Source organism: Bacillus sp. z26, assembly GCF_058313635.1.
Genome location: NZ_JBZFQM010000003.1, coordinates 316424 through 336464 on the forward strand (window position 1 = coordinate 316424; position 20041 = coordinate 336464).

At 35.3% G+C, this 20041-nt stretch carries 16 protein-coding genes; 9 read left to right on the forward strand and 7 right to left on the reverse strand.

Annotation, left to right across the window (positions count from 1 at the left end):
* Window positions 1–209: 209 nt before the first annotated feature.
* Both AC4G3K_RS11870 and AC4G3K_RS11875 read right to left on the reverse strand, forming a co-directional pair.
* The gene (locus tag AC4G3K_RS11870; protein ID WP_491133408.1) at window positions 210–1385 is read right to left on the reverse strand and encodes a DHHW family protein; all 1176 of its coding nucleotides are present in this window, start codon (window positions 1383–1385) and stop codon (window positions 210–212) included.
* A 12-nt stretch (window positions 1386–1397) separates the two neighbouring features.
* Entirely contained in the window at window positions 1398–2816 is a 1419-nt protein-coding gene (locus AC4G3K_RS11875; protein ID WP_491133582.1) for an MBOAT family O-acyltransferase, read from the reverse strand.
* Between the two features lie 398 nt (window positions 2817–3214).
* Here AC4G3K_RS11875 and AC4G3K_RS11880 point away from each other — a divergent pair, with 398 nt between their 5' ends.
* From AC4G3K_RS11880 to AC4G3K_RS11895, 4 genes are all read left to right on the forward strand, one after another.
* Entirely contained in the window at window positions 3215–3367 is a 153-nt protein-coding gene (locus AC4G3K_RS11880; RefSeq protein ID WP_491133409.1) for a hypothetical protein, read from the forward strand.
* 340 nt (window positions 3368–3707) lie between these two features.
* The gene (locus tag AC4G3K_RS11885; RefSeq protein ID WP_491133410.1) at window positions 3708–4691 is read left to right on the forward strand and encodes an acyltransferase; all 984 of its coding nucleotides are present in this window, start codon (window positions 3708–3710) and stop codon (window positions 4689–4691) included.
* A gap of 136 nt (window positions 4692–4827) precedes the next feature.
* A complete protein-coding gene (locus tag AC4G3K_RS11890; RefSeq protein WP_491133411.1) occupies window positions 4828–5562 on the forward strand; it encodes a WecB/TagA/CpsF family glycosyltransferase in 735 nt (244 codons plus the stop codon).
* Between the two features lie 296 nt (window positions 5563–5858).
* The gene (locus AC4G3K_RS11895; protein WP_491077443.1) at window positions 5859–6932 is read left to right on the forward strand and encodes a glycosyltransferase family 4 protein; all 1074 of its coding nucleotides are present in this window, start codon (window positions 5859–5861) and stop codon (window positions 6930–6932) included.
* Between the two features lie 221 nt (window positions 6933–7153).
* Here AC4G3K_RS11895 and AC4G3K_RS11900 read toward each other — a convergent pair whose 3' ends face one another.
* The 3 genes from AC4G3K_RS11900 to AC4G3K_RS11910 all read right to left on the reverse strand — a co-directional run bounded on the left by AC4G3K_RS11900 (window position 7154) and on the right by AC4G3K_RS11910 (window position 10130).
* Window positions 7154–8167 carry an LCP family protein gene (locus AC4G3K_RS11900; protein ID WP_491133412.1) on the reverse strand — a complete coding sequence of 338 codons (1014 nt, stop codon included), beginning with the start codon at window positions 8165–8167 and terminating at the stop codon, window positions 7154–7156.
* A gap of 170 nt (window positions 8168–8337) precedes the next feature.
* Window positions 8338–8952: a class D sortase gene (locus AC4G3K_RS11905; protein WP_491133413.1), complete on the reverse strand. Its 615-nt coding sequence runs from the start codon at window positions 8950–8952 to the stop codon at window positions 8338–8340.
* Window positions 8949–10130 (reverse strand): processed acidic surface protein, encoded by a 1182-nt coding sequence (locus AC4G3K_RS11910; RefSeq protein WP_491133414.1) that lies wholly within the window; start codon window positions 10128–10130, stop codon window positions 8949–8951. The genes AC4G3K_RS11905 and AC4G3K_RS11910 overlap by 4 nt, the downstream gene beginning before the upstream one ends.
* Before the next feature lie 187 nt (window positions 10131–10317).
* Here AC4G3K_RS11910 and AC4G3K_RS11915 point away from each other — a divergent pair, with 187 nt between their 5' ends.
* Window positions 10318–12447 (forward strand): LTA synthase family protein, encoded by a 2130-nt coding sequence (locus AC4G3K_RS11915; RefSeq protein WP_491133415.1) that lies wholly within the window; start codon window positions 10318–10320, stop codon window positions 12445–12447.
* Window positions 12448–12505: 58 nt separating this feature from the next.
* Here AC4G3K_RS11915 and AC4G3K_RS11920 read toward each other — a convergent pair whose 3' ends face one another.
* The gene (locus tag AC4G3K_RS11920; RefSeq protein ID WP_491133416.1) at window positions 12506–13537 is read right to left on the reverse strand and encodes a DUF6270 domain-containing protein; all 1032 of its coding nucleotides are present in this window, start codon (window positions 13535–13537) and stop codon (window positions 12506–12508) included.
* Window positions 13538–13678: 141 nt separating this feature from the next.
* A complete protein-coding gene (locus tag AC4G3K_RS11925; protein ID WP_491133417.1) occupies window positions 13679–15577 on the reverse strand; it encodes a S8 family peptidase in 1899 nt (632 codons plus the stop codon).
* A 167-nt stretch (window positions 15578–15744) separates the two neighbouring features.
* Between AC4G3K_RS11925 and AC4G3K_RS11930 the strand changes: the two genes are divergently transcribed.
* From AC4G3K_RS11930 to AC4G3K_RS11945, 4 genes are all read left to right on the forward strand, one after another.
* Window positions 15745–16998 (forward strand): C40 family peptidase, encoded by a 1254-nt coding sequence (locus tag AC4G3K_RS11930; RefSeq protein ID WP_491133418.1) that lies wholly within the window; start codon window positions 15745–15747, stop codon window positions 16996–16998.
* A gap of 126 nt (window positions 16999–17124) precedes the next feature.
* The gene (locus tag AC4G3K_RS11935; RefSeq protein ID WP_491133419.1) at window positions 17125–18093 is read left to right on the forward strand and encodes a glycosyltransferase family 2 protein; all 969 of its coding nucleotides are present in this window, start codon (window positions 17125–17127) and stop codon (window positions 18091–18093) included.
* The gene (locus AC4G3K_RS11940) at window positions 18059–18469 is read left to right on the forward strand and encodes a GtrA family protein (protein ID WP_491133420.1); all 411 of its coding nucleotides are present in this window, start codon (window positions 18059–18061) and stop codon (window positions 18467–18469) included. The genes AC4G3K_RS11935 and AC4G3K_RS11940 overlap by 35 nt, the downstream gene beginning before the upstream one ends.
* A gap of 40 nt (window positions 18470–18509) precedes the next feature.
* Window positions 18510–20033 carry a DUF6056 family protein gene (locus AC4G3K_RS11945; RefSeq protein WP_491133421.1) on the forward strand — a complete coding sequence of 508 codons (1524 nt, stop codon included), beginning with the start codon at window positions 18510–18512 and terminating at the stop codon, window positions 20031–20033.
* Window positions 20034–20041: the final 8 nt, after the last annotated feature.

A 20041-nucleotide genomic window follows, 5' to 3' on the forward strand; every position in this document is an offset into this window, starting at 1 on the left:
ATATTCTAACAAACTATTAAAATAAGACGCTACACTTTCATGAAATTTAACAACAAATGGAAGGAAAAGTACAAATTATAATAAAAATAGCTCATTATACACAATGGAATACAACGCAGTAAAGCTGTATTCGGAGATTTTTAAATAAACACAAAAGAAGCCGAGCGTTAGCTCAAGCTTCTTTTGTGTTTATACGATTTATATAAACCTTAAAAATTTAAAAATTGAGGGGTAATAAGAATCGAATTAATGTTATGGACAAATACCACTGCATCAATTTCATTCTTAACGATATAGTCCTTAACAGTCATCTTCTTATAGTGCCTTAAATCTAAAACTCTGGTTTCCTCAAAATGAAAAGGGAAAAATTGAATCATGGCATTTGCATAAGAATCCTTAAGAATTAATACCTTCTTGCCATTATGCACGTTCGGATTTCGAATAATTCCTTCCGGGACATCTCCAGAAAAATAACTAACATAACGATTCGTATATACATCTTCTTTTTTCAGCACCTCTTCATTAAAAAGAGGTTGATTACTTTTACCTCTATAAGATATTTCAAGTGGTTTTTCTTCTACTTTTTTCTCCACTATCGTAATCGTGTCTACTTTAGATACATTGCTCTTGCCGACTTTCCTCGCTTCAGAGCCATAAAAAGGCGTCGTGTCCTCTCTCCATTTATAGGCTGACATAGGTAAAGGTTGTCCAATATCAGGCAAGTGAGCGTTCATATTATCAACAATTTCACGATAAGCATAATAGGCTGCCTTTGGCTTCCAGTGATGGTCCGTATAAAAATACATGTCTTCTTCACCCATATGCGGCTGAATAGCTAATCTCAAATCAAGGAAATTTACATCATTAGAAAACCCTTTGGATAATTCATCAGACAGTTTATTAGCGTTGCTCTCTATATAATCCGGCAATTGATGCTCCATCATTGTCGTCTTATTAGGAGCTAATGCAAAATAGACAGGTATGCCTTTTTCCTTTAAATCAGCAGAGAAGTCATTAATCTTTGTATTAACAAGCTTGATGGATTCATCTGTTTTTTTAGGTGCCAACGCGCTAATCATATATCCATCACGATTAATATAAACATCCTTAAAGAGGCGCTGTCCAAAAACATGATGACTTACAAATGAATTAGTTTCTATCCATTGATTACGTAAAGGAAATTGATCATTATAGTAATCATCAAACCTGCTGAAATATTCACCAGAGGTAACAGTCTCTACATTTAAATCAGGTCGCTTCTCCAAAGTCCTTCCTTCCATTTCTGAGCTTTTACGATCCTCATCAATCAAAGACCATATACCAAAAATAAAAATAGAGCACAAGAAGAATATAGCTATAAAATATCGGTTTATTTTTTTTGCCATGTGATTACTCCTTTAAAAGCGGAAATAAATAAAAGGATTAAACGTATTCGAAACAACATAGGTAACGGATAGAACAAATATAGCCACATAATAGACAGCAGATACAGTTTCTCTGCCACCAATCATCATTTTAGACGATGACACTGTTACTTTTTCTCTTAGTAAATTAAGGATAGGTGTCGCTGCTATAATAGCTAGTAAAATAATGATGCCATATTCAAAACTATAATATTTCGCCTGAAGATCCCATAGGCCATTACCATTAAAGCCAAACATGGTCTGTATATAAGCAAATGCATAATCAAAAGTCTCTGATCGGAAGAAAACCCAACCGATTAATACGACAACCAATGCGTATAGATGTTGCAGGAATGTCGGGATTCTTTTTAGTAAACCTCCAAGGAATGCTCTCTCCATCATAATAAATAAACCATAATATAATCCCCAAGCTATAAAAGTCCAGCTCGCCCCATGCCATAATCCTGTGGCAAACCATACAATCAAAAGGTTCCTGTAAGTAAGTAGATTCCCTTTTCTATTACCACCCAATGGAATATAAAGATAATCTCTAAACCAAGATCCTAAAGAAATATGCCACCTTCTCCAAAATTCAGCAATGGACTTTGAAATGTATGGATAGTTGAAATTCTCCAGGAATTCAAATCCAAACATTTTCCCTAAACCAATCGCCATATCAGAGTAACCCGAGAAGTCAAAATATATTTGGAGTGAATAGGCAATGATTCCGATCCAAGCCAGACCCGTTGACATCTCTGAAGGATGGAGCGCAAAAATTTGGTCAGCTACTAATCCACAGTTATTGGCAATCAGCATTTTTTTTGCGAGACCAATAATGAATCGTTTTACGCCTTCAGAAAATTTATCGAAGTTTTCAAATCGTACTTTAATTTGATCCGCCACAGTTTGATAGCGCACAATTGGACCGGCAATCAATTGTGGAAATAAAGAAATATAAAGGGCCATATTTAGAGGGTTTTTCTGCACATCCCCATCCCTCCGGTAAACATCTATTACATAACTCATAGCCTGGAATGTAAAGAAAGATATACCGATTGGTAATGGTATAGTTGGGATTGAAATCGAAGTATGGAGTATTCCATTTATACTATCAACCAGGAAGTTCGAATATTTAAAAACTCCCAATAATAAAAGGTTGGATACAACCATAATCCCTAATATCCATTTAACTTGCGTCTTTTTGTCCCTTTTAGCGTCTACAAATAGTCCAAAAAAGTAATTCATTATAATAGATATAATCATAATGATTATAAATTTGGGTCCACCCCAAGCATAAAAAAATAGACTTGCTAGCAGCAGAACAATATTCTTAAGCACTGGTGGAACAATGTAGTATATGACTAAGACAATTGGTAGGAATAAGAATAAAAAAACAGTCGAACTAAATAACATATAGTTCCCTTTCTTTAACTCAGCCATAAAAATCACAAACAGGATTCATATCGTATCTAACAAATAAAAACAGACATATCTATACTGTGATATATAAAGACTCAATTTATTCAGGAAACAATAATTACCTATTATTATTTACTAGTCCCCTTCCCATAATAATGTTAAGAATCAAGCTATAAGAATCCCCGTTTGCAAATAGATATTACACAGATTAATTCCTAATAGAAAAGACCTATAACGTGAAAAATCTTCCCTTAATATTCGTCTCTTAATAGGCCTTATAAGCTCCTGGCTAGGTATACACGTTTTCCAGTGAGATTATAAGGATATTTCCCTTTTAATCTCCGCTAAAGGAAAATAAAAATTGGACTAATTTTAGAAGGGCAGACATACCCATGACAAAGAATGTTGTTTATATAGAAGGTATACCTTGTTACTCATCTACGATAAGGGATTTTGTTCATACGGAGATAAAGACGAGGATTGATGCAGAGGAAAAAACTTTTATCGTTACCGCTAATCCAGAGATTGTCGAACATGCCCACTAACAAAGCAAATTGGATACATTTTAGACTGTATTTATATCCAGGCACAAATTGCATAATTATTTGTAGACCCATTTATAGGGTATCCTGGTCCTTATTGACTTTTATTATTAAATATTTATTTTAAATATTTATTTTAAATATTTAATAAAGAGTCTCCCCATAAATGACAAAATACAGCACATTTTGTATAATCTAGTCGAGGAAATATTATTCAATTGTTGTTGATTTTTTATATTTGGATAAAAATACATCTTCCCAAGAAGAGAGATATAAATCTTTTATGCTTATCACAACATAAATAATACATTCTTCCTCAAATGACTTATAGGAGAAGAATACGATGCCTTGGATTAACGTGGTAAGAGCAGTTGCAGCTATAGTTGTAGTAATGGTTCATTCATCATATCCTTATTTATCAGGAGATATAGGAGTTAAATGGTGGACAGGTAATATATTTGATAGTATCTCTAGAATAGGCGTTCCTCTATTTTTTATGGTAACAGGAGCGGTTTTCCTTTATAAGGATGAACCACCATTGGTTTTTTATAAAAAACGCGCATCAAGAATAATATTCCCATTATTTTTTTGGAGTTTAATTTATTTTCTATATATAAATCAGGGAACGTTTGATTTAGTAGTATTTATAAAACAACTACTATCAAATGGAATATCCTATCATTTATGGAATTTATATGCTTTTATATTGATTTACCTAATGGTTCCTTTACTAAGGAAAGTGGTAAAATATATTCCAACAAATTATATTATTTTCTATGCCGTTATATGTGGTCTGATTCCAACCATTTCAAGTTGGTTACGGTTGTATGATATTAATCTAGCTATATTCTCGAACCCATTTTCTTCAGCATTAGCTTATGTATTACTCGGCTATGCCATCGCCCATAAAGGGTTATACATTAATAATATTAAAATATACGGATTACTGGCCATTCTCACTATCATCTTTGGTACCTATATTTTCACTGAATACACTGGATCCTTCCATAGCATATTCTACGACAGATTTGGTATCACAGTTATGATCTATGCCACAATGATATTCATGGTAATCAAGCGAAATGAAACAAAATTAGAACCATTGGGAAAATCCAGATTGGTAAAAACATTAAATAAATACAGCTTTGGAATTTATTTAGTTCACCCTCTTTTTCTTACAATCTTTAGAAGACACATCCCAAAAGAATTTTTTGATTGGATTTATGGAATCCCTGGACTCTTCATATTATATTTCATAACTATGCTTTCATCTCTACTAGCAATCGCTCTTCTTAAAAAAGTACCAATTTTAAAAAAAGCAGCTTAATGATGTACTGCACTCAAAACCACTGTATAAGTGGTTTTTTTATACAAAAAAACAGTCATTACAAACATAAATTTTCATTTTAACCTCCTATCAAGTAAAATAGGATAATAGTTATTAAAGAAGGGCAGATACAAGTATGAAAAAGAACTTTGTTTATATAGAAGGTATACCTTTTTACTCATCGACGATGGAAGATTTTATTCACTCGGAGATAAAGGCGCGGATTGATGCAGAGGAAAAAACTTTTATCGTTACCGCCAATCCGGAGATTGTCGAATATGCACGCAATCATAAAGATTACCGTAAGATCATTATGCAAGCTGACTATATCACACCCGATGGCGTTGGGATTATTATGGCATCAAAAATCCTCAACACACCATTAAAAGAGAGAATAGCCGGCTATGATATGATGCTTGAATTTTTTAAGATGAATACCAATCGGCCATTGCGCATATATATGCTTGGAGCTGAAGCTGATGTAATTGAAATTTGCGCCGAAAAAGTCAAACAATCCTACCCAAATGTTGAATTGGTTGGATATCACAATGGCTTTTTTGATATAGAGGACGATCAATTTGCTAAGGAAATTAGCGCTTTAAAACCAGATCTCATTTTACTTGGCATGGGTTTTCCACGTCAGGAAAATTGGATCAATAAACATTACGATAAATTTGATAAAGGACTCTTCATTGGTATTGGAGGCAGTTTCGATGTTTTTTCCGGCAAACTGAAAAGAGCACCGGAAATTTGGATTAAGATGAATCTAGAATGGCTGTACAGGCTGCTCAAGCAGCCAAGCCGTTGGAAACGAATGCTGGTCCTTCCGTTATTCCTATTTAGAGTTTTAAAACATAAATTTCTTAAATAAGATGAAAGGGAATCCTATTTCCTTTCTCTTTGTTGTATTAATTTCTTCCATATCCTTCATCATTGTTTTAAAAGTATAACTAGTTATAGAGCTTTTATAGTTACATATTTTGTAAAATAATGAGGAAGAAATTAAATTTTAGTAGAGGTTTTGACGTAAACCGTATATAATTGATACTTGAGATTGATATATTTATACAACTATTTCAATCTACTAACCTATATACTCCGTTTGGTTTAAAGATACTCGCAAAAGGGTACTTTTATTCAGACTTATAAGAATAGAGGGTGGACATTTTGTTAATTGCAGCTTTTATAGTTGCCGTATGCCTGACCGTACTCATCACCCCATTTGTTATTAAACTAGCTCATAAAATAGGAGCTACTGATGCTCCCAACAATAGAAAAGTGCACATGAAAGTGATGCCAAGCATGGGCGGATTGGCTATATTCCTAAGTTTTATTATGACACTCCCGATTTTTTCACCGGAAATAGCCCGATCAGATACATTTTCGGCCATCTTTTTCGGTGCAGCAGTCATCTTGATTCTCGGCATATTTGATGACATTTATGAATTGAATGCAAAAGTGAAGTTACTGGGTCAAATTGCTGCTGCTTTAACCATAGTCATTGTCGGCGATATCCAGCTCAACTATATTAATACACCATTTGGGGATACGATTGAATTTGGCTTTATGGCAATACCGATCACAGTCATTTGGATTGTTGGCATCACAAATGCCATAAACCTGATTGACGGATTAGATGGATTGGCAGCAGGTGTTTCAACTATAGCACTACTGACCATCTCCGGAATGGCAATCTTTAGAATCGGCGATATATTCGTGGCTATGATTGCTTTAATCCTGGCTGGAAGTACCTTAGGGTTTTTGAGATTTAATTTCTTCCCAGCTAAGATATTCATGGGAGATACAGGGGCGATGTTCCTTGGTTTCATGATATCCGTACTATCCCTCTTAGGATTTAAAAATGTTACTGTGATTTCCTTGATTATACCGATTGTGATTTTAGGTGTACCTATTTCAGATACATTCTTTGCCATCGTACGCAGGTTCTTGCAGAAGAAACCACTACATGCGCCAGATAAGTCTCATTTGCATCACTGCTTATTGCGTGTAGGCTATTCTCACAGGACAACGGTTCTGATGATTTATGCGATGGCTGCTGTCTTTGGACTGGCTGCTTTCATCTTTAGTATGGCCACTTTCTGGGGCGGAGTATTCGTCATTTTCATTCTGCTAATCTTACTAGAGCTGCTGGTTGAACGAATTGGTCTTCTTGGTGAAAACCACAGACCATTGCATAAGCTTTTAGCATTACGTACAACTGATTCAAAAGAAAGACCCTGATAGGAATTGTTAAGCCGCCATTTAATAAATGGCGGCTTTTTTAATAGGAATGGAATTTAATTTACCTCTATCTTCACTTTTTATTTCAATTAAACTCAGTTAAGAACTATCATGCTTTGATCTCGCCTAATAGTACCAGCCTTACACAGATACCAATCTTCTCTCTATAAATGCTAAAACCCCGAATTCTATTTAAGAATTCGGGGTTTAGCCATTCATCTTCATTCAACTATTACTGAACCATTAGGAATCGATTCTGTTTCTGAAGTCTCTTTATAATCAAGATGTTGCTGGAGCTCCTGTTTCATATTTTCCAGGGCTTGCTCGTCCAATTGATAATAATACGTACCGTCAATGTAAGAATCCTGACCTTCCAAATTTATGGATTCGATTTGGAGATTAGATGCTGCCAGTATATAGCTCGTAAAACTCTTCATTTCTTTAAAGGTCATATTGGTCTTCATATTTTTACCGATACCTTCAATCACATCGGCATATTTCGTAATCGATCCGGCCGAAGCTGCTTTATCAATAATAGCGGTAAGAATCTCCTGCTGACGTTTCCCTCGCTCAATATCACTGTCTTTCTTCCTTGTTCTGGCTAAAGCCAATGCCTCTTCTCCATTTAAGGTTTGCATTCCTTTTTCAAGAGTAATGGCACCTTGTTGATCACTTGAGTTTTGCTCAGTGAATGTATAAGGCACTTCGACATCGATCCCGTCCAAAGCATCAACTACATCCACAAACGCATTAAAATTCATTTTTACATAGTAGTCTACGGGAATATCCAGTAATTCTTCAACTGTATCAATTGTATATTTAACACCGCCATATGCATGAGCATGTGTAATTTTTGAATAATCTTCTTTTCCAGGAATATATACATAGGAATCACGCGGTATACTTAATAATTTAACGGTTTTGTCTTTATCATTAAATGTAGCAAGCATAAGCGCATCCGTTCTGGATCCTTTTTCATTATTACGCACACTGCTATCATCCACACCCATAAATAACACGGATACATTATCTTTAGCAGGATTTACATTCCGTCCATCATTTGCAAAGTTTTCATCAAATGATTCGGAAAGGACGTTTTGAGCCTTCACATATAAATAACCTGCATAACCACTAGCGACTAAAACAACAATAAGGATTGGTAATAAGATAACTGCTGCGATACGTTTCTTATTTTTCCTCCTGCGCCTCACCTTGCGCATTTGCCTATTTTGCATTGGTTTTCTCCTTTTATATATATTAAAAAAATAGAAGTCATTTTTGAGTCATACATCATTTTACCCTTTTTCTTAAATTCCGTAAATCAAAATTTAATCCTGAAAAAAGGTTGAAACTCTTTATTCAGTTAAATTAACAAAAAAAAGACACTAGAATAAAGAATTTCATTCTAGTGTCTTTCCATTTTTATCAAGTTCGCTGACAGTATATAACGCTGAGGTGCATCGCCAATATAATCAAACGGATAACAGGTAGTTACGGTTAAAACAGGACGTGACTTAGGCACAATAACAGTCCGGTCATCGGCATCGACAATGCGAACACCGAAGACTTTATAGGTAAATGTTCCAGCCACTGTCTTTACAATTAATTCATCGTCTTTACCAATCTGTCCAAGTTTGCGAAATACCGTATCACGATGCCCCGAAAGAACTGAATTGTCTTTCATTCCAGGCAGGACACTATCTGCATAATGTCCTACACCTTTTTCCAATTCGTCCTCATCTGTTCCCTCAATGATCGGAAGTTGAGCTGAGATTTTTGGGATAATCAATTCACCGAATTCTTCACCCTGTTTTGGATATACTTTATATAAGTCCTCCGATGAGTCTTTTTCTTCAGTTGTGTTCATCGGTGCAGCCACAGGTTCAGGTGCAGCCTCCGTTACTTTCAAATCAGGTGTTTTAGCCGTGATGAGAGGCAGACCATTCTTAATGATCATACTTATACCTACTATGATGAGCAGGCCGGCTATAAGCGCCATTACTCTTCTTTTAGAAATCATGCAGCATCCTTATTTTTTCTACGGAACAGTACCATTCCAACGCCTGCCACTAAGATTCCTATGCCCATCCATACACCTTCAGTATAATTTCCGGCTGTATTTGGCAATTTACCTCCGTTAATTGTTTTACCTGTTTTATTCTCCACCTCAGTTTTAGGTACAGTTTTTACCGGTACAGTTTTTACTGGAACAGTCTTTACTGGTGCAGTAACTTGATCAATTAAATCAGACCCAAACATGTCAGCTGTAATAATCATATCTGCAAGAAATTCCCCTTGTTTGCTGTAAAACTCTATTAAAAGGTCTGCACCATCAGTTGACTCGAGAACCATAAGTTCTTCTATAGTAATGGCTTTCTTATTGCCATCTTTCGTTAAATAAAATTTTGCTTCCATTTGGTAAATGTCCAAAACGTCATTAAATAAATCAATGATTTCTTTCATTTGTGCCTCTGTTAATTCTGATGCGCTTTCAAAATCAGGCAGATTATCCGCACGTTCTTCTAATTCTAAAAGTTTCTCCTCAAGTGCCGGGTCTTCAAAGTCTACAGTTGAAAGATGTTTCTCTATATTCTCTAATTCTTGCCTATCAATGTCGAATTGAGCAAGCATCTCTAACAGGGCATCCATAAACATATAACCAAGCACTGCTTCTTCAAGATCCTCAAGGTATTTATAGTTGGACAGGCTATCTCCATTACTGGATAACATCTTATTTAACTCATCCAAAGTCATTTCGTAATCTGCAAGCCATTGTTTCAAGGATTCATCTGTGATCTCAGTTCCCTCAAAATCTTCTAGGCTTAATGCATGTTTTAAAATATTAATATAAACATAATATTCCTCTATTGATTTAGATTGATCATACCCATCTTGGTAAGCCAATTCTTCCATCAATTCTTCTTTACTGGAAAATCCATTTGTTTCAATAAGAGCATTGAGATTATCACCAGTAATTTTTTCACCCAATGCTATTTTTAATTCATCAGTTGAGTTATAATCGGAATATTCTTTACCTAAATATGTAAGTATGAGTTCTTTTAATGTGTCAGGTGAAATCCCTTCTGTTTCAGCAAACTTATTAAAATCTTCTTCATTCATTTCAGCAAAACCTACTACTGGATTCAATACTGTAAATAACAACAGACAAGCGACTAGAGACAAGGCTAAACGTTTCATTTTTTCCCCCTTAAAAGTAATGTTACAAAATTATTACATTCCAAATTTAGTATAATATGTTTTAGTAAATTTTTCCACAAAATTTCAAAAAAAGAGAAAATCATGTATTATTATGATGATATGGCTTAGAATAGCTAGAGAAACATTCAAGATATAATACTATTTGCCTAAAGGAGGCAATGAAACTTTGTTAGAGACACGAAAGCAGCTACATTCATCCGTAAATAAAAAGAAAATAATAAAAGCCTCTTCTATTTGGCTTTCTATTATTACTGTATGTTTTGTATTTCTCTTACCTTTATTGGTAATGATTATTTGCGAAACAATGGTCAGGAATGAATTAAATTTATACACGCTTGGTGAATTTTTCGATTTGAAGCCAAAAGCTTTCCTATTAAACTACCTGATTTATTTTGCCGTAATAAATTTATTTTATATACTTCCACGAAAACTTTATTACTTTACTTCTCTATTAATAAGCGGTTTATTTATTCTCTTTACATTTGCCAATCAAATGAAACTTGAGTTGCGAAATAGTCCCATCATGCTTTCTGATTTAAGCCTTATTAATGAGTTACAGGGTTTAGATAACCTAGAAATACCTTGGAAGCCTATTATTTTGGGAGTTAGCATTCTTATAGCCGGGATCCTAATGATCTTTTTCTTACCAAAAGGAAAAGAACTTTGGATCTCTAAGACTCTATTATTTATGGGTTCAATCGTTTTCCTACTTATATTATGGAATGAGAAACCAATTTCTCCAATGGCAAAGGCAGATCTTTGGTACACGCGCTGGCGTCCAGAGCTCGGAATCAGCGAAAATGGGTTAATAGGTAATTTCACTCTATTTGCTAAAAAGGCACAAATCAAGCCGCCTGAAGGTTATTCTGAGGCAAAAATTCAGGAACTTGCAGATAAATACCAACCCGAAACTGCGAAACAAACACTTGAAGAAAGCGAACAACCAAATGTGATCTATATTATGAGTGAAGCTTTTGTTGACCCGTATATTTGGGGTGAGCAATATTTCACTGAAGATCCCACGCCTAACTTCAGAAAAGCTTTCCAGGAATCCATGCATGGTTTTATGTATTCACCCGAGTATGGCGGAGGAACAGCAAATGTCGAATTTGAGGCGGTAACAGGTTTAAGCAGACAATTCCTCCCAGGAGACGATGTAGCATATAATCAATATTTAAATAAATCAATTCCATCCGTTGCATGGGAATTTAATGAAGCAGGATATCAGACTACAGCTATCCATGCTTTTAAGAATTGGTATTATCAGCGGTCTTCTGTTTATAAAAATCTGGGTTTCGATCGCTTTATATCCGGTGACTTCATGAATCTTGATTTCCCATTTGACAGTGGGAAAGGATATCCATCAGATAGACATATGACGGAATCTATCTTAAAAATTGTAAAAGAAAATGATAACCCATCCTTTATCCATTCAGTAGGACTTGAAGCTCATATGCCATATCCTCGAACAAAAAGTGGTTCACCTTTTCTGGATAAGACAAAAATGAATCTGGACACTTATGAAACATTTGGTACGTATGTGAATAAATTAAACAGCGTGGACAAAGAATTGGGCAGAATGCTAGAGGAATTGAAAGAACTGGAAAGACCAACGATTGTAGTTTTTTGGGGTGACCATTTCCCAGGGTTTACACCATTTGACACTGTGTATGGAAAAAGCGGTTTAAATTTTTCAACCAGTTTAAATGGAAGCTATGAGGACTGGATGAAACTTCATAGTGTCCCTTACTTCATTTGGAACAGCAAAGAAAATACACCAGTGGAAAAAGACGTAACACCGAATATGTTCAGCCAAATTGTTACAGATATGGCCCATATAGAGGGGAATGCGATTACAAACTTGTTGACTCAAGTCGCAGAAAGCGGAAAGTCTTACTTCCCTTATAAGCAATTTACAAAAGAAATGGGCATTTATACAAACGAAATGATGGATTTACAAATGCTTCAATATGACATCCTTCACGGTAAAAGATATTTTATGGAGACAAGCTTGGCAACAAAAGATAATCCCGATTATCTTGTCGGCTGGACAAAGGATCCAAAAGTCAGCATAACTAAAAATGATGGAGAAATTTTGATTCATGCAGAGGGAATTCCTAAGTACGCCAAGCTATTTAATGAATCCGATGATGAGCTAGAGATTACTTGGGTAGAATCAGATGAGGGTACCTCGACTTTTAAGGTCAAGGGAAATCCAAAAAAGGTTTATTTTGAAGTACAAGATGATCGGAAAGCAACCCTGCTGAAGACAAAGAAATTTTCGGTAAACGAATAAACAAACGCCCCTCTAATTTATATGGAGGGGCGTTTATTATGCATTCATATACATTTATTTATATCCCATTTTTCAATGCGATTTTTAACTTTCTTTTTAGGTAGGTAATCATGGATGCCTTTTTGTACTTTTCTATCTCTTCTTGATTTTCTCCCATAGCTAGCTTAATCTTTTCTTGTAAGCCCAATGACCGTTTCTGTTCATCTAATAGCTTTTGGTTTACCTGTTCGTATCTTTCCATCAAATCATCATACTGGTTAAAGATTTCCGATAAAATTTTATTCATCAGATGACTTTCAACTTCGTTTGCACATACAATTTGGTGCAATCGCAATAAAAATTTATGATAATAATCCTCTGTGTAGTGAACATAAAAAGGTCCCCATGGATGTTCATTATATGTGTGATATGGTTTATCATTGATTTCAATAACCGACACAGGATGATGTTCTATTACATATTGATCCAGCTCATCCCAGTACTGATTTAAAAGTTGTACATTTTCTTTTTTGACACGTCCACTCGTTGCAAAATCAACCAATGAACCACTATCGTTTAAAAGGGAAACATTTCTTGCTTTATGAATAATGATCTGACATTCCGGCAATTTCTCTTTTAAAAAGGCGAATAACTGATCTACACTCTTTTTCCACGTTAGTAAATATTCTTCCGTATGATCTAAAATCGTAAGTTTCTTTAGTGAACCCTGCTCCTTTAATCCTTTATAGTAAGGTGTTTTCCATAACTTCCAACGATTATCCGTAATATATTGGTCTGAATCCAAAGAAATGACCCCAAAGTGAATATCAGCGAAAAAATCAATAATCAAATAGGTTGGTTGCAGTTTAACTAAATCGGTAAGGAAACTCTTTGAAAAGTCTGTTTCTACATTCCATTTATCATAGTTATTTAAATCACCAATATCATCCTTGGTATAGTTAAATGGACGAGACATCAAGCTGATGATAGAAGCTTGATTTTGCGTCAGAATACAATCATAAAACTCTTTATATCTTGGATTGAACTTTGAATTAAAATTGTCCCTCGTCGCACAGCTACCCAGAACTGCAACTTTTATATTCTCCACCATACTTCGGCTCCTTTTAACACTACTCAATAGATCAATTTTATTATAAAAAAAATGACGGATAATAACTATATAAATTTCTGTATATCGTCATTATCCGAACTGCAATGAACCTCGTACATCCACAAAAAAACGACAAAGAATCTACTTTCTAACCGTCAACCGATATGAACTTACATTTCCGGCTGCATCCGTCAAATAAACTCTCATAACTGTATTTAATTTTTGCTTTTTGACCAAAACGGAGAAGGTGCCGGATTTATTCGCTTTTCCTTTTCCAATCACTTTATTGTTTACTTTTATGGTAATGTTAGCATTCGGCTCAGTTGACCCATTTACCTTTGTTGAGCTGGGAGTGAATTTATTTATATTGATTAATTTAGGTGTTGTTTTATCTTTCACAACTGTTTTCAGTGCAGGACTCTTATTCCCTGCTTTATCAGCTGCTTGAATATATAGAACAGATCCTGCCTTTTGGGCTGTCTTCATGGTGATTTTAAAATTACCTGCACTGTTTGTATTCCCTGAGGCCAATTGAACATTTCCTTTGCGAACAGTAATTTTAGCACCAACTTCTGCTTTTCCTTGAACGATTTTGCTATTGTCTCCTATACTCGTTATTTTGATAGCAGGAGGTGGTGTAGTATCTTTTATCTTTCTCTTAACAGGCCAACTCTCATTCCCTTTTTCATCTACTAATTTAATAGAAACAATCGTTTCACCCTTTTGCAGAGGAATACTGATCAGCTGATTAAATCCTCGATCTGAAGTGATCTGCTTTTCAATTCTTGTATTTCCAATCACAATAACTTTACCTTTAAATGCTTCTTTGTACTGAATACGAATCGTTTTATCTTTATCGGTTAGTTGACTGACCACCGGGGTCGCAAGCAAACGGTATTTCAGAGCATTCGCCACATTGACTCTGCCAGCTCCATAACTGGTGTCCTTCCCCTTTGCCCCAAGGTCATTCGCCGTAGATGTCAACCGATAAGCCACCTGTTCATTTGTTAATTTAGGCTCCTTTGATAAAATCAGTGCAGCTGCCCCGGCTACAATCGGAGAAGCCATTGAGGTTCCACTCATTGCCCCATATTTATTATTAGGCAAAGTAGAGGTAATTTCTGAACCGGGTGCTGAAAGGTCTATTGTTGTCCCATAATTGGAGAAATACGACTTTTTATCAAACTGAGTCGTAGAACTAACAGATAACACATTTTGCAAAGCTGCCGGGAAGGATGGTCTAGTAGTCTGATCATTTCCGGCTGCCGCTACAATCAGAACGCCCTTTTTATACGCGGCCTGTACAGCATCATTTAATGCCTTGGAGCTTTCATACATCCCAAGGCTCATATTAATAACGTCTGCTCCGGATTTCACTGCGTATTGGATCCCTTTAATGATATCGGACGTATAGGCTACATCATTTACAAATACATTAATCGGCATCACTTTCACACTGGGTGCTACCCCTGAACCACCTATTTTATTATTCCCAACAGCGGCAATCAGGCCGGCTACATGCGTACCATGTTCCCCGGCAGGCATCTTTTTATTGGAATTTGCCACAATATCAAATGGTTTAATAATGTTGGGAGAAAGTTCTGGATGCTTTAAATCAATCCCATTATCAATTACAGCGACGATTGTTTGATGAGAACCTTTTGTCGTATCCCATGCTTGCCCTGATTGAATGGCATTATGATGCCATTGATTCTTAAGTAATGGGTCATTAAGCAGGGCATCCAGAGTCACTTTATAATCAGGTTCAGCATAAAGAACTCCCGGATTCTTTTTTAACTCCTTCAAAAAGGAAGACATCGATTTGTTTTTTGGCTTCTCGACTGTCATAAGATTGGTTTTCTTTTCGAGCATTGAACTGCCGTATTTAAGAAATCGATTCACCAACTTAGATTGACTCACCTTTACAATGACCCGGTCAGTTGTCTCTTTGCTATTTTTCGAGTTTGGTATAGCTGCTTCGACAGGAGTTAACGATCCCAACAAAATGACAATGCTCAGCGCCGCGATAAATCTCTTCATTCTATTTCCCCACTCACTTTCCTAGATGTATATTTAGACCCAATATTACCATTTTTTTCTACAAAGTCATATAGTTCTTTTCATTCATACCAAAGAAACACGTTTCAACATTATTTTTCCTGTGTTACTATATTATAGGAGATGTTTTTTATAAGGGGGAGTTCTATTTGAAATCAAAAGCTGCCGCATTTGCTGCCGTAGCCATTCTTTCAGTCGCATATGCTGGATCTGCTTCTGCCGATTCTAATACATACACAATAAAAAAAGGGGATACCTTGTCGGCCATTGCCAATAAAAGCGGAACAACCGTTGCAGCACTTAAACAATTAAATGGTCTAAAATCCGACATGATTTATCCAAACAAAGTATTAAAGATAAAATCGACTACTGCTACCAAAACTGTAACAACAAACAAAAGTAAACAAAATACTGCTCAGACAAGCTCTGCTAAAACCTATAAAGTCGTTTCAGGAGATAGTCTGTCAAAAATAGCAGCCAAGCATAAAATATCGATTAGCAATCTAATAGAATGGAATAATTTGAAGAGTACGCTCATTTATCCGAATCAGGTGCTTAAAGTTTCAAAAACAGCAGGGGGTACTGTTAAACCAGTAGTCACTTCGCCTAAACCTTCATCCAGTACAGTCTATGTTGTGAAGAGCGGAGATTCTCTAAGTGTTATTGGCAAACAATACGGATTAACAGTTGCCAAGATAAAATCCCTTAACAGCCTTAAATCAGATACGATTTATGTCGGACAGAAACTAAAATTGACAGGTGCAGCTGCCGCAACTCCCACGCCGGCCAAACAGCCGAATCCGTCTAAATCTCCGACATCCACGACAACATACACGGTAAAGAGCGGAGATTCACTGAGCCGAATCGGACAGCAGAATGGAATAACGGTTGCTAAATTAAAGACCCTTAACAATCTTAAATCAGACATGATCTATGTAGGGCAAAAGCTGAAGCTATCAGGATCTGCTGCAAGCAAACCAACAGTACCAAAACAAGAAGGTATTGGACGGGATGATTCAACAAGTGTGATCGGCAATTCCAATTTCACCGCCAAGCTGATTAATGAAAGCAAAAAGGTTATGGGAACGAGATATGTCTTTGGTGGGACTACCCCATCAGGATTTGACTGCAGCGGTTTTATTTATTATGTATTTAATAAAGCGGGTTATGATATTAACCGCCTTACAGCCGCAGGTTATTATGACCGTTCTTATTACGTCAATACTCCCAAGCCAGGTGATTTAGTATTTTTTGAGAATACCTATAAAGCGGGTATCTCACATTTAGGCATCTATATAGGCAATAATGAATTCATTAACGCGGACAATAGCGGCGTGAGAATCGTAAGCTTAAGCAATTCCTATTACAAAAAGCATTTTTCGAGCTTTAAGAGATTCTATTAAAATGAATCCAGCCAAACTTGGCTGGATTTTTTTTATTCTTATCGAATCCTGAGTGCTTTAAAATTTGAAGTTAGTTTGCTATATGATAAACTCTAAAAGTAATTTAATAGTTACGGAGGGTATTATATGAAGATAATAACTATCTTAGTACCGGCTTATAATGAAGAAGAAGTTTTACATCAATTATATGATCGTGTCAGTCATGTCATGGATAGCATCAAAGATTATGAATTTGAATTACTTTTTATTAATGACGGAAGCAAAGATAATACCTTGGATATTATTAAAGTTCTCCAAGAAATGGATCCTAGGATTTCATTTGTAGACTTGTCCCGAAACTATGGGAAAGAAACTGCGATGATAGCAGGATTTGATTATGCCAAGGGTGATGCTGTCATTATATTGGATGCAGATTTACAGCATCCGCCTGAATCTATTCCTGAAATGATAAAGTATTGGGAACAAGGGTATGATGATGTTTATGCAAAACGCATGAAAAGAGAAGGGGAAAATTGGTTAAAGAAATTCACATCGAAGAAATACTATGAGTTGCTTCAAAAAACCACCAAAATACCTGTTTTAGCAGATGCCGGTGATTTCCGCTTACTGGATAGAAGATGTGTGAATGCAATTATACAAATGAGAGAATCTCAGCGATATACAAAAGGAATGTATAGTTGGGTTGGTTTCAAAAAGAAAGAAATTGAATTTGAAGCGGCTCCCAGAGCAGGCGGAGAAACTAAGTGGAATTATATGGCCCTTATTGAATTGGCCTTAGAAGGTATTACATCATTTACAATTTTTCCATTACGGTTATCCAGTCTCTTTGGATTCACCATATCGATTCTTTCCTTCTTTTATTTAATTTTTATTATAGTCCAAACTGTATTTTTCGGCACAGACACTAGTGGGTATCCCTCTTTGATGGCAGTTGTTTTATTTTTAGGAGGTATTCAGCTTATCTCTTTAGGTATTATAGGTGAGTACCTAGGAAGAGTTTTCAACGAAACCAAAAACCGTCCCTTGTATTTTGTACAAGAATATAATAATGAGTATGTGAATGTTTATGAAAAAACTCGACAAAAGAATCTATAGTATAATCATGTATTTAATAATGGGGGTTCTAACAACTCTCGTTAATATTGTTGCCTATTGGGTCTCAGCCGAAATATATTCCATTGATTACCGCATAGCAACCACTATTGCATGGATTGCAGCTGTTTTATTCGCCTATTTCACTAATAAACACTATGTATTTGAAAGCAAGACTGATAATTTCAAGGATACATTTAGAGAGCTTGTATTATTCTTCGGATTTAGATTCCTTTCGTTTTTAATGGATTTAGCAGCAATGATTGCTCTCGTAGACGGATTAGCGATGGGTGGTACTTGGGCTAAAATATGGTCTAATGTAGTTGTATTAATTGCAAATTATATATTCAGTAAATTTTTCATTTTCAAAAAGAAATAGCACTCCTTCTATCATGGAGTTTGAAAGGAAATGTGACACATTGACTAATGTAGAAATAAAGAGGAAGAAACAGTTTGAAATCTTTTATACTATTTTTGTCTTTTTAGTATATTTTTATCTTGCTTACAGGACTCCACTTACTCATGATGATTGGACTTGGGGTACATCAGATGGGATAAGCAGGCTGGAAAATTGGTTTAAAGACTATAATGGCCGATATATGGGGAATTTATTTGAATTATTTTTAACACGGGTATACTGGCTTCGATTTTTAATAATGGCCGCATTCGCAACAGCCTTAGTATTCATTCCGGTTAAATTATCCACTAACAAAACTTTATTCGGTTATCTTTTAAGTTTCACCTTATTTATTAGTATTCCAGTGAATATTTTTGCCCAAACATACGCTTGGGTGGCAGGGTTTTCTAACTATATCCCTTCTTTAGTATGCGTATTAATCTATTTACTCCTAGTGAAAAATGTTTTTGAAGAGGAAGTTCCCAACTATAATAATCGGCTAATTATCCCTATCATCCCACTAGGAATCATGACACAGCTTTTTGTAGAGCATGTAACGATCTATGCGTTTATTTTAGCGGTCGCTGTGATTGCTTTTACTTATATTAAGTTTAAGAGGTTCTTTGCGATTCATTGGGCTTTTCTTATCTCTACCATAATTGGCGCTATCATGATGTTTACCAATGGAGCCTACGCGAAAATATTTAGCGGATCGGATACTTATAGATCGGTAGATACGGCTGAAAATATGGGTTTATTCGAAAAAATCTATACAGTATATACGGAGAAAATGTATCCTCTGTTATTCATGAACAACAAAATAATGAATATCATTATTTCAATTATCTGTATCAGTATTATTGTTAGAGCGATTAAAAATCATACGACATACAAAAAATGGATTACTAATACTCTACTTGTCATTTTTGTTTTGTATCCATTATATCCCTTTGTAGTAGTAAATGATTTTGGAGTAAGGGTATTTAACGATTATACGAATGTATTTGAAGCAGCTTTTGGGCTTATATTCTACTTCAGTATATTAATTACTATATTACTCTTTATAGACATGAAAAAAGTTAAATATAAGAGTACATTTTATTTATTATCTGCAGGTTTAATTGCAGCACCGCTAGTCTTTGTTCATCCTTTTGGTCCTCGGAATTTCCTTGCTTCCTATACATTCTTTGTATTATTGGCCGTTGAAATGGGAAGCTATATAGTAGCAAACAAATTTAGATTTGACTATATAAATAAGATTCTAGCAGTGACATGTCTATTATTTGTCATGCTTTATAGCTATGCGCTTACAATGAACCACCATGTCAATAATGAACGTATTGATTATATAAATGAAAAATTAAAGGAAAATCCCAACCAAGAAATTGCTTTAACCAGGCTGCCTTATGAAAGATTTCTTCAAGTAAGTACTCCTCTAATCCCTGGATACCAGTATTCAACGTTTAAAGAATACCATGGATTCCCGGATCATATTAATCTTAAGATCATTCCTTATGAAGAGTGGAAAGACCTTAAGGACAAATAATTAAATTA

Excerpts from the sequence above, each read along its gene's own strand:
- AC4G3K_RS11880 (WP_491133409.1), top strand. The coding sequence starts at position 3,215 with ATGACAAAGAATGTTGTTTATATAGAAGGTATACCTTGTTACTCATCT.
- AC4G3K_RS11900 (WP_491133412.1), bottom strand. The coding sequence starts at position 8,167 with ATGCAAAATAGGCAAATGCGCAAGGTGAGGCGCAGGAGGAAAAATAAG.
- AC4G3K_RS11885 (WP_491133410.1), top strand. The coding sequence starts at position 3,708 with ATGCCTTGGATTAACGTGGTAAGAGCAGTTGCAGCTATAGTTGTAGTA.
- AC4G3K_RS11875 (WP_491133582.1), bottom strand. The coding sequence starts at position 2,816 with ATGTTATTTAGTTCGACTGTTTTTTTATTCTTATTCCTACCAATTGTC.
- AC4G3K_RS11940 (WP_491133420.1), top strand. The coding sequence starts at position 18,059 with ATGTTTATGAAAAAACTCGACAAAAGAATCTATAGTATAATCATGTAT.
- AC4G3K_RS11910 (WP_491133414.1), bottom strand. The coding sequence starts at position 10,130 with ATGAAACGTTTAGCCTTGTCTCTAGTCGCTTGTCTGTTGTTATTTACA.
- AC4G3K_RS11890 (WP_491133411.1), top strand. The coding sequence starts at position 4,828 with ATGAAAAAGAACTTTGTTTATATAGAAGGTATACCTTTTTACTCATCG.
- AC4G3K_RS11925 (WP_491133417.1), bottom strand. The coding sequence starts at position 15,577 with ATGAAGAGATTTATCGCGGCGCTGAGCATTGTCATTTTGTTGGGATCG.
- AC4G3K_RS11920 (WP_491133416.1), bottom strand. The coding sequence starts at position 13,537 with ATGGTGGAGAATATAAAAGTTGCAGTTCTGGGTAGCTGTGCGACGAGG.
- AC4G3K_RS11870 (WP_491133408.1), bottom strand. The coding sequence starts at position 1,385 with ATGGCAAAAAAAATAAACCGATATTTTATAGCTATATTCTTCTTGTGC.
- AC4G3K_RS11905 (WP_491133413.1), bottom strand. The coding sequence starts at position 8,952 with ATGATTTCTAAAAGAAGAGTAATGGCGCTTATAGCCGGCCTGCTCATC.
- AC4G3K_RS11935 (WP_491133419.1), top strand. The coding sequence starts at position 17,125 with ATGAAGATAATAACTATCTTAGTACCGGCTTATAATGAAGAAGAAGTT.